This is a genomic window from Rugosimonospora africana (genome assembly GCF_016862975.1).
Lineage (GTDB): Bacteria > Actinomycetota > Actinomycetes > Mycobacteriales > Micromonosporaceae > Rugosimonospora > Rugosimonospora africana.
This window is the reverse complement of the sequence record NZ_BONZ01000079.1, coordinates 43,620-51,666: the sequence shown is the minus strand read 5'-3', so window position 1 is coordinate 51,666 and position 8,047 is coordinate 43,620. Positions and strand designations below refer to the sequence as shown.

The following is an 8,047-nucleotide window of genomic DNA, read 5'->3' as shown; positions in this document are numbered from 1 at the left end:
TTTGCAATTCGAGTGACCCATTTTCCTGATTGGAAGAGAAATGCCCGGACGCGGCGGATCCGCCGCGTCCGGGCACTGCTTCGTTTCCGGAAGCGGCTAGGCGGCCCGTAGGCGCCGTACCGCCGGGGCGGGCGGCTGGCGGTGGGTGGCCTCCCAGCGGTGTTGGAGGGCCTGGGTGGTCCGTTGTTGCATGGCGGGGGTGACGTGGCTGTAGATGCCGCGTACCCCGGGGATGCGGCGGCCGAGTCGTTTGGCTTGGGCGATCTCCGGTATGTCGCCTTCGATCAGCCAGGTCTTCTGGGTGTGGCGTAGGTCGTGGAAGTGCATGCCGTGAAGGATCGGCGGCTGGTGGTGCGCGCGATGGCGGGCGCATTGGCGGTCAGGCGCGCGGGCCCAGGAATAGGCCGCCACTCGCGTCGATGACCTGTCCAGTGACCCAGCGCGCGGCGTCGGAGGCGAGGAACGCGACCACGTCGGCGACGTCGTCGGGGCCGCCCAGCCGGTCGAGTGCCGTCATTCCGGTGATCAGGTCGGTCAGGCCCGGTGTCTCGAAGACCGATCCGTTGGTGGCCGTCCGAGTGGCGCCGGGCGCGACCGCGTTCACCGTGATGCCCCGGGCGCCGAGTTGGTTGGCCAAGGTAAGGGTCATCGTCTCGACCGCGCCTTTGGTCATGGCGAACGATGTCTGGGTGGCGTTGGCCATCCGGGTCGCTGCGGACGAGATCGTGATGATCCGGCCGCCGTCGGAGAGCAGGGGCAACGCCCGCTCGGTGATGAAGTACGGCGCTCGCACGTTGACGGCGAACAGATGGTCGAACGCCGCCCGTGTCGTGGCACCGAGCGGGCCTGCGGGTGACGCCGCCGCGTTGTTGACGAGGATGTCGAGCGGCCGTCCGGCCAGGCCGGCGTCGACCCCCGCGAACAGTGTCTCGACGTCCCCGTCCACGCCCAGTTCCGCGCCGACGGCGCACGCCGTTCCGCCGGCCCGCGCGATCTGGTCGACCGTCGCCGTCGCACCGTCCTTGTCCGTGCCGTAGTGCGCGATGACGAATGCGCCCCGCGCCGCCAGCCGGATCGCGATCGCCTGTCCGATGCCGCGCGAGGAGCCGGTCACCAGGGCTGTCCTGCCGATCAGATCACTCATAGTGTGAGTCACTCCCTTATTGTTAGTCACTAACAGTGCGGTAGTGTCTATCACATGCGCGAGCGGCACTCAACACTGCGGGAGCAACGGCGGGCCGAAACGCAGCGCATGATCCAGGTGCATGCGGTGCGGTTGTTCGTCGAGCGCGGGTACGACGGTGCGACCGTGAACGACATCGCCGAAGCCGCCGGCGTGTCTCCGATGACGGTGTATCGGCACTTCCCCACGAAGGAGGACCTCGTGCTGGTCGATCAGAACGCGCTGCTGGTCGCCGAACAGATCGCCGCCACGCCGGCCGGGCAGCCCCTGGTGCGCCGCATCGGCAACGCGCTCGTCGACTCAGCGCGGACGCTGGCCGCTGGCGACGATCGATTTCTGCTGGCCCGCCTGCGGCTGATGATCTCGACGCCCGCCCTACGCGCCCGGCACCTGGACAACCACTATGTGCTTCAACAAGCCATCGTGGACGGCCTCGGGGACGAGGCCGCCGATCCGGACGTGGCCTTCCAAGCCGCGGCGGCGGCCAGCGCCTGCCTGGCCGCAATGCATACCGCCCTGGTGCGGTGGGCGAAGGACGACGGGCGTACCGATCTACCCGACTTGATCGCGAAGGCGCTCGCGGCAGCCTTCGGCGACGGCACACCCCGACGGGGATAACCTCAGCGATCCGGTGGGAGGGATGCATGGGCTCGCTCGCGGAGGAGACGCGGTGGATGGACGCGGTAGGGCAGGCCGGGCTGGTGAGTTCTGGGCAGGTGACCTCAGCCGAGATGCTCGAAGCGGCGATCGAGCGGATCATCGACCTCGATCCGAGCGTGAACGCCGTGGTGATGCGGTGGTTCGACGCGGCGCGCGCCACGGTGGCCGGCCCGGTGCCGGGTGGGGTGTTCCGCGGGGTGCCCTTCCTGCTTAAGGATCTTTTGGTGGCGTACGCGGGGCAGCCGCTCAGTGACGGTAACCAGCGATTGAAGGAGGCGGCGGTGCCGTCGCTCGCAGACGCTACCGTCGTCGCGCGTTTCCGTGCCGCGGGGCTGGTCACTGTGGGACGGACGAACAGCGCCGAGTTCGGGAGCCTCCCGGCGACCGAACCGCTGGTCTGGGGACCGACCCGTAATCCGTGGCTCACGGACCGTTCGGCGGGCGGCTCAAGTGGCGGATCCGCTGCGGCGGTCGCGTCCGGCATGGTCGCCGTCGCGCACGCCAGCGACGGCGGCGGATCGATCCGGATTCCCGCGTCGTGCTGCGGTGTGGTCGGTCTCAAACCGTCGCAGGGGCGAGTGTCGCTCGGGCCGTACGGTGACGAGAGCGGACCCGCGGTGCACTTCTGCCACACGCGCTCCGTCCGTGACGCCGCCGCGATGCTCGACGCGGTGAGCGGTCCCGGCGTGGGCGACACGGTGATCGCGCCGCCGCCAGCGCGTCCGTACGTGTGTGAACTCGGTGCCGACCCCGGTTCGCTTCGCATCGGGCTCCTCGATCACTACCCTTGGGGCGAGCCGGTGCACGAGGAGAGCGCGACGGCGGCGCGTGACGCGGGTGGGCTCCTGGAGTCTCTCGGCCACCGAGTGGAACCCGGCTTTCCCGCCGCGCTCGCCGACCGCGGCCCCTGGCGAAGTGTCGGCGTCCTGCGCGCCGTCAACATCCGCGCCATGGTGTCACGGCTCGCTGAGTCGCTGGGCCGCCCGGTCACCGCCGCCGACGTGGAGCCAGTGAACTGGGCGTTGGCCGAGCAGGCGCGTGAGGTCAGCGCGGTCGACCACGTGCGGGCACTGGAAAGCCGTACGCTGCTGCGCCGCGCTGTCCAGCAATGGTGGGCGGATGGCTTCGACCTGCTGGTGACGCCCACGCTCGGCGAGCCGCCGGCCCCGATCGGCGCGTTCGCCGGGGACACCGCCGATCTGTCCGCACTGGCGGCGCGGTCGGGCCAGTGTGTGGCCTTCACCCAGCCGTTCAATATCAGTGGCCAGCCCGCGATCAGCCTGCCGCTGCACTGGTCCGCGGACGACGGCCTGCCCATAGGCGTGCAGCTCGTCGCCGCGTACGGACGCGAAGACCTGCTACTGCGGGTGGCGCACCAGCTCGAACAGGCCCGGCCATGGGCCGGCCGCCGTCCTGGCACCCCGGCGTGACCTCCACCGCGGGATTACGTTCGCACGATCAGTGGACGTTTTTTGAGGCAGCGACAAGCAGATTCGCGGCAACGGCCACTGCACGGTTGTCGTACTCCACAAGAGACGATCGTTGTGCAGTGGCCGTTGCATGCCCACAGAACACGCCAACTATACGAAGCGTGGTCGCGACCGGCGATGAGCGTCTACGCCTCGAGTCCCGGCCGGACTGTCATGCTAAATCTCTCCACCGGCGTATCCAAATACGTTGACACTACAGTCGAAATTCAGGACTACGCCGTCCTGCTCGGCGCATACGCGGAACTTGATTTCGCCGAGGTAAGGCATGTGCAGGTAGTAGTAGGTAGTGGTGCCGTTGCCCTCGCGGTTCCACCCGTAGTAGGGCCCTACGTTGGCCAGGTCATACCGATAGTTGATGACCGCGATTCCGTAGCCGTCCGCGCGCGAATCGTGAATGCTCAGTACCTGGGTGTCGGCGTTGAAATACGCATAACCAACCGGTGACGTCGCTGTGACGCTGGTGGGAACGGTGGCGGCGGACGATGGGCTGGCACCCACGACCGTGGCCGTGGTTGCCGCGGCCACCGTGACGGCAAGCCAGGTTGTCGTGCGCTTCACGATCGACATAGCCGGTTGGCGTCTGCGTCGCATGAATATGTACCTCCTCAGGCAGGGATGCTTCTCGAGTGGGTGGTAACTTACGCGCATAGAAGATGTCTGCTGTCCTTGAGCGCGCATACGGGGCGCTGCTCTGGACTGCCTACCATCTCGCCATTGACTGCATTTCTCCTCAGGGCGTACGGGTCCAAGGCGCTCGGCCCCGTCAGCCGGCCTACCCGCCGCAGAACTCCAACTTGGTGAGCATCTGCACCGCCGTCGTGTACACCCCTTGCAGGGACGATGCGGCGGCAACGTCGTCCACGTAGGTCAGCGAGGCCGTCAGGGACTTACTGCCGTCGGGCGTGCTGTACATCAGCGTCGCGTAGCCCTGGACGCTGCCGTTGTGGTTGATCAGGATGGTGCCGCTGCAGTTCGCGTCCGCGTGCAGCTCGAACAACCCGAGGCCGTAGTCGCTCGTCGGGTCACTGGTCGCGTGCGGCTTGAGCATCTCGGCCAGCAACGGGCGTGGCAGAAGCCTCCCGCCCAGCAGTGCGGAGATGAACGTGTTGAGGTCCTTGGTAGTCGAGATCATCTCACCGGCGCTGGAGATCCAGGAGGGGTTCTGGCGGGTGATGTCGACCGTCTTCGGCTGCCCGGCCTCCTCATACTGGTAGTAGGCGTGGGCGTGCGGCCCGGGGATCTGCGGCGAGGTGCCCGGCACCACAGTGCCCGACAGTCCGAGCGGCCGCACGATCCGCCGCTGGACCTCGTCGGCGTACGAGTGGCCGGTGACCTTCTCGATCAGCAGCCTGGCCAACACGTAGTTGGTGTTGGAGTAGCTCCAGTCCGTGCCCGGCGCGAACAGTGCGGGCTTGGACAGCGCGAACCGTACCAGGTCCTCCGGCCGGTAGGTACGGAACCGGTTGTCCACCCACTCCTTGCCTGACCATGGGATCCCCGCTACGTACGTCCCGTCGGGGTAGGACTGGCCGGTGAATTCGAACAACCCGCTGGTGTGCTGCAGCAGCATCCGCACGGTGATCCGCCGGTCCAAGCCGAACTGTGGCAGGTAGTCGGCTACGGGGGTGTCCAGCCCGATCTTGTCCTCTCCGACCAGTTGCAGCACCACAGTCGCGGTGAAGGTCTTGGTGGTGCTGCCGATCCGGAACCGCCCGTCTGTCGGGGGCTTCGCGGCAGCGCCCAACCTGCTCACCCCGGCGCTACCGGCCCAGTCGCCCCGCTGATCGTGGACGCGCAGCTGCACCCCGGCGATACCGGCATCAACGATCTCCTGGATGGCCTCCTGCAGCTGCGGGCGACTCTGCCCGGTAGCGGCCTTCGACACGGCTCTGCTATTCGCGTTGGCCGCTGCGGGTGCGGCCGCCGCGGCCGGCAGCGTGACCGCCAGCGCCAGGAGCCCCACTCGCCGGAAGAGCCATGACCTCCGCACCCTGTTGTTTTTCGTTCCCCTGCTTATTCGCAGCCACGAGGCCACGATCCGTGAACTGATCACAGCGGCCACGATCGCCTACCGCCCTGACACAGGTCTGTCACCGCACTGACACGACTCCGACGCGGCGCCCACCCAAGGAAACGGCGGATCACCAGCAAAGACGAGCTTGATCCGCCGCAGCCGGACCACTGCTGAGCCTGCTCGTCAACACGTACCAGCGAACGCCACTGATGTGCGCCGACGGCGCGTAGGTCGGCACGCTGGTCGACCGACCTCGACGACAGCGTCGTCGCGCTGGACGCCCTGGCTTACCGCGGGCACCGAAGTAGATCTGGCCGACGTGCGCGAGCAGATCAGCCTTCGTGCATGCCGACATCGCCGACGTCGAGCAGGTGCCTCACCCCCCACAGGCTCGACCTGATCGTCAACTTCGTCGCCGAATCGCAGGCAGTCCACGCCAAGCCGGCCGGGTCGGCCATGAGCGTGACAAGGTGATCCTTGCCGGCTACGTGTCTGTAGCGGTGAGCCCTCTGCCGCAGCATGGTGAGGGCCTTGCTGGCGGTGGCCATCGCCACGCCCCACTCCTGGACCAACTGCCAGGTGGAGGGCAGCTGGTCGCCCGGCCGGACGTGCCGCCGACCATGGCACTCCTGCCGGTTAGCGAGGTGCCGATTATCGTGTGCTCCGCATCGGAGGTCGGAGTGTCGGTCCTGTCTCGTATCCTCCGAGACTGGTCCTGATCTCGTTCCGAAGTACGGGAGTGCTGCATGATGAACGCTAGCGGATCCGATGTTGGCAGTCCGTTCTTGGAGGGGCTGGACGTTGACGGGGCTGTGCAACGCCGGCCGTGGGTCGACGACGAGGTCATGCGGCGGTTGCGGACCCCGTTCGAGGCTGATCCGGTCGACGTCCTGGACCAGCAGCGTGAGGCGGGCCTCAACGAGGACGACCACCGCGGCTAGACGGGCCGTTAAGCGCCGGGGTTGCCCGAGTACGCCGCTTCGCCGTTGACGACATCGAGGACGTCATTGCCCGCCTGCGCACCCACAGCGCCGAACCCCGTCGGAGAGCTGGCGCAGCACGCGGGCAGCTATCGGCTCTGCTACGTCCGCGGACCCGAGCCCATGATGGCCGGACTGTTCGAACAGCGCACGACTCGGCTTCCGCTTCTCTCGAGGAGAATGCGCCGTTAGCCTCACCAGCGACGCCGTGCCGCATGATTGTGGCGTGGCAACGGTTCATCTCATCCATGGCTACCTGGGCGTCGGAAAGACTCGTTTCGCCAGGGAACTCTCTGACCGAAGTGGTGCCGTGTTGATCTCGTTGGACGAGTGGTACCTCCGGCTGTACACCGACGGAGCCCCCACTTCCCATCAGGAGTATGAGCTGTTGGACCGGCTCACAGGCGTGCTGCATGGCCATTGGCCCCAGCTCCTGCGTGCCGGTGTGGACGTCGTCCTCGACTTCGGCTTCTGGCGCAGGTCGGAGCGCGACCTGACCCGCGAGCTGGCCAGGTCTGTGTCGGCAGACCACCGCCTGCATTGGGTGCGCACCGACGACGAAACCGCCTTGTCGCGCTGCCTGACTCGTAACGACCACCCGGGAAGGGCGTTCATCATCGACGCGGCCGCGTATCGCGACCTGAAGGCGCGTTTCGAGGAGCTCGGCACTCACGAACATTTCGAGGTTGTCGAAACTTGACGCTGGCGAAACACTCGCTCTCATGGCCGGGCTGCGGTCGTGCCATCAGTAAATAAGTAGCCGCGTGTCGGGCGAGCTTGCCGATCGACCGGATTGTCGATGAGCGGGAGGCGGGTCTGCGGGTCTTCCGGGAACCGGCGTCCACGGCTGGTCCGCGACCACTCATGCCGGCATCCTCCGACGCGCGTCGTCGGCCCCACGCACCCGAGCGCCTGGGGTGATGAGTTGGTCGACGAGGTCGGCGACCGCATCGGTGATGTCGGCGCGGATTACCTCGACCGCCAGTTGGTCGTACGGGGTGGGGTCGCGGTTGATGACGACCAGGTGCGCACCCCGCTCGACCGCGACCCGGCACAGTTGCGCGGCCGGCTCGACGAGTAGCGAGGAGCCGACGGCGACCAGCAGCGGGGTATTGGAGACGATCGCGACGGCCCGACCCATGATGTCGGGGTTGAGGTTCTGCCCGAACAGCACGGTATCGAGCTTGAGGAGGCCGCCGCACGCGGTGCAGTGCGGATCGTGCTCTCCAGCGGCGACGCGGGCCCGTACCGCCGTGGTCGGAAACGTGCTGCGGCATCGTGTGCAGGTGGTGGTCCACATGGTGCCGTGAAGTTCCAGTACCTTGCGGTCGGCCAGGCCGGCGCGTTGGTGCAGCCCGTCGATGTTCTGCGTCAGTACACGCACCGCGATTCCGGACTCGTCGAGTCGCACCAGTGCCTGGTGGGCGGCGTTGGGCTGGGCTTGCCAGGCTGCGTGGTCGACGTAGGTACGCCAGAACCTGGCGCGGACGTCCGGGTTGGCCAGGTAGGTATCAAGGGTGAATGCGGCCGCGGCCGCGGGGTCCCGGGTCCACACCCCGTCCGGCCCCCGGTAGTCCGGGATGCCCGAGCCGGTCGAGATGCCGGCACCGGACAGCACCGCGACCCGCGTCACGTCACTAATCCAGCTGGGAACCTGCTTCGGCATGGGGAAGACGGTACCGGTGCCTGACTCGCCCGAGCTATGCAATTGCAGCGGGCT

General features: G+C 67.4%; 10 protein-coding genes. 4 read left to right on the top strand and 6 right to left on the bottom strand.

Annotation, left to right across the window (positions count from 1 at the left end; translation table 11 throughout):
• Positions 1-96: 96 nt before the first annotated feature.
• Positions 97-327 (bottom strand): hypothetical protein, encoded by a 231-nt coding sequence (locus Raf01_RS37330; RefSeq protein WP_203922816.1) that lies wholly within the window; start codon positions 325-327, stop codon positions 97-99.
• 52 nt (positions 328-379) lie between these two features.
• Positions 380-1,144 carry an SDR family oxidoreductase gene (locus Raf01_RS37325; protein WP_203922815.1) on the bottom strand — a complete coding sequence of 255 codons (765 nt, stop codon included), beginning with the start codon at positions 1,142-1,144 and terminating at the stop codon, positions 380-382.
• Between the two features lie 54 nt (positions 1,145-1,198).
• On the opposite strand from Raf01_RS37325, the gene Raf01_RS37320 reads away from it, so the two are divergent.
• Positions 1,199-1,801, top strand: a complete 603-nt coding sequence (locus Raf01_RS37320) for a TetR/AcrR family transcriptional regulator (protein ID WP_203922814.1) — start codon at positions 1,199-1,201, stop codon at positions 1,799-1,801.
• 56 nt (positions 1,802-1,857) lie between these two features.
• Positions 1,858-3,273, top strand: coding sequence for an amidase (locus tag Raf01_RS37315; protein WP_203922813.1), 1,416 nt, complete (start codon positions 1,858-1,860; stop codon positions 3,271-3,273).
• Between the two features lie 216 nt (positions 3,274-3,489).
• On the opposite strand, the gene Raf01_RS37310 is transcribed toward Raf01_RS37315, so the two are convergent.
• The 3 genes from Raf01_RS37310 to Raf01_RS37300 all read right to left on the bottom strand — a co-directional run bounded on the left by Raf01_RS37310 (position 3,490) and on the right by Raf01_RS37300 (position 5,901).
• Entirely contained in the window at positions 3,490-3,900 is a 411-nt protein-coding gene (locus tag Raf01_RS37310; protein ID WP_203922812.1) for a hypothetical protein, read from the bottom strand.
• Between the two features lie 205 nt (positions 3,901-4,105).
• A complete protein-coding gene (locus Raf01_RS37305; RefSeq protein WP_203922811.1) occupies positions 4,106-5,296 on the bottom strand; it encodes a serine hydrolase domain-containing protein in 1,191 nt (396 codons plus the stop codon).
• Positions 5,297-5,679: 383 nt separating this feature from the next.
• A complete protein-coding gene (locus Raf01_RS37300; RefSeq protein WP_203922810.1) occupies positions 5,680-5,901 on the bottom strand; it encodes a hypothetical protein in 222 nt (73 codons plus the stop codon).
• 192 nt (positions 5,902-6,093) lie between these two features.
• Here Raf01_RS37300 and Raf01_RS37295 point away from each other — a divergent pair, with 192 nt between their 5' ends.
• Complete coding sequence (locus tag Raf01_RS37295; protein ID WP_203922809.1) at positions 6,094-6,288, top strand: hypothetical protein; 195 nt, start codon at positions 6,094-6,096, stop codon at positions 6,286-6,288.
• A 265-nt stretch (positions 6,289-6,553) separates the two neighbouring features.
• Positions 6,554-7,027, top strand: coding sequence for a P-loop nucleotide/nucleoside kinase family protein (locus tag Raf01_RS37290; RefSeq protein WP_203922808.1), 474 nt, complete (start codon positions 6,554-6,556; stop codon positions 7,025-7,027).
• Positions 7,028-7,189: 162 nt separating this feature from the next.
• Here the strand turns inward: Raf01_RS37290 and Raf01_RS37285 are convergent, their stop codons facing one another.
• Entirely contained in the window at positions 7,190-7,993 is an 804-nt protein-coding gene (locus tag Raf01_RS37285; RefSeq protein WP_203922807.1) for an SIR2 family NAD-dependent protein deacylase, read from the bottom strand.
• Positions 7,994-8,047: the final 54 nt, after the last annotated feature.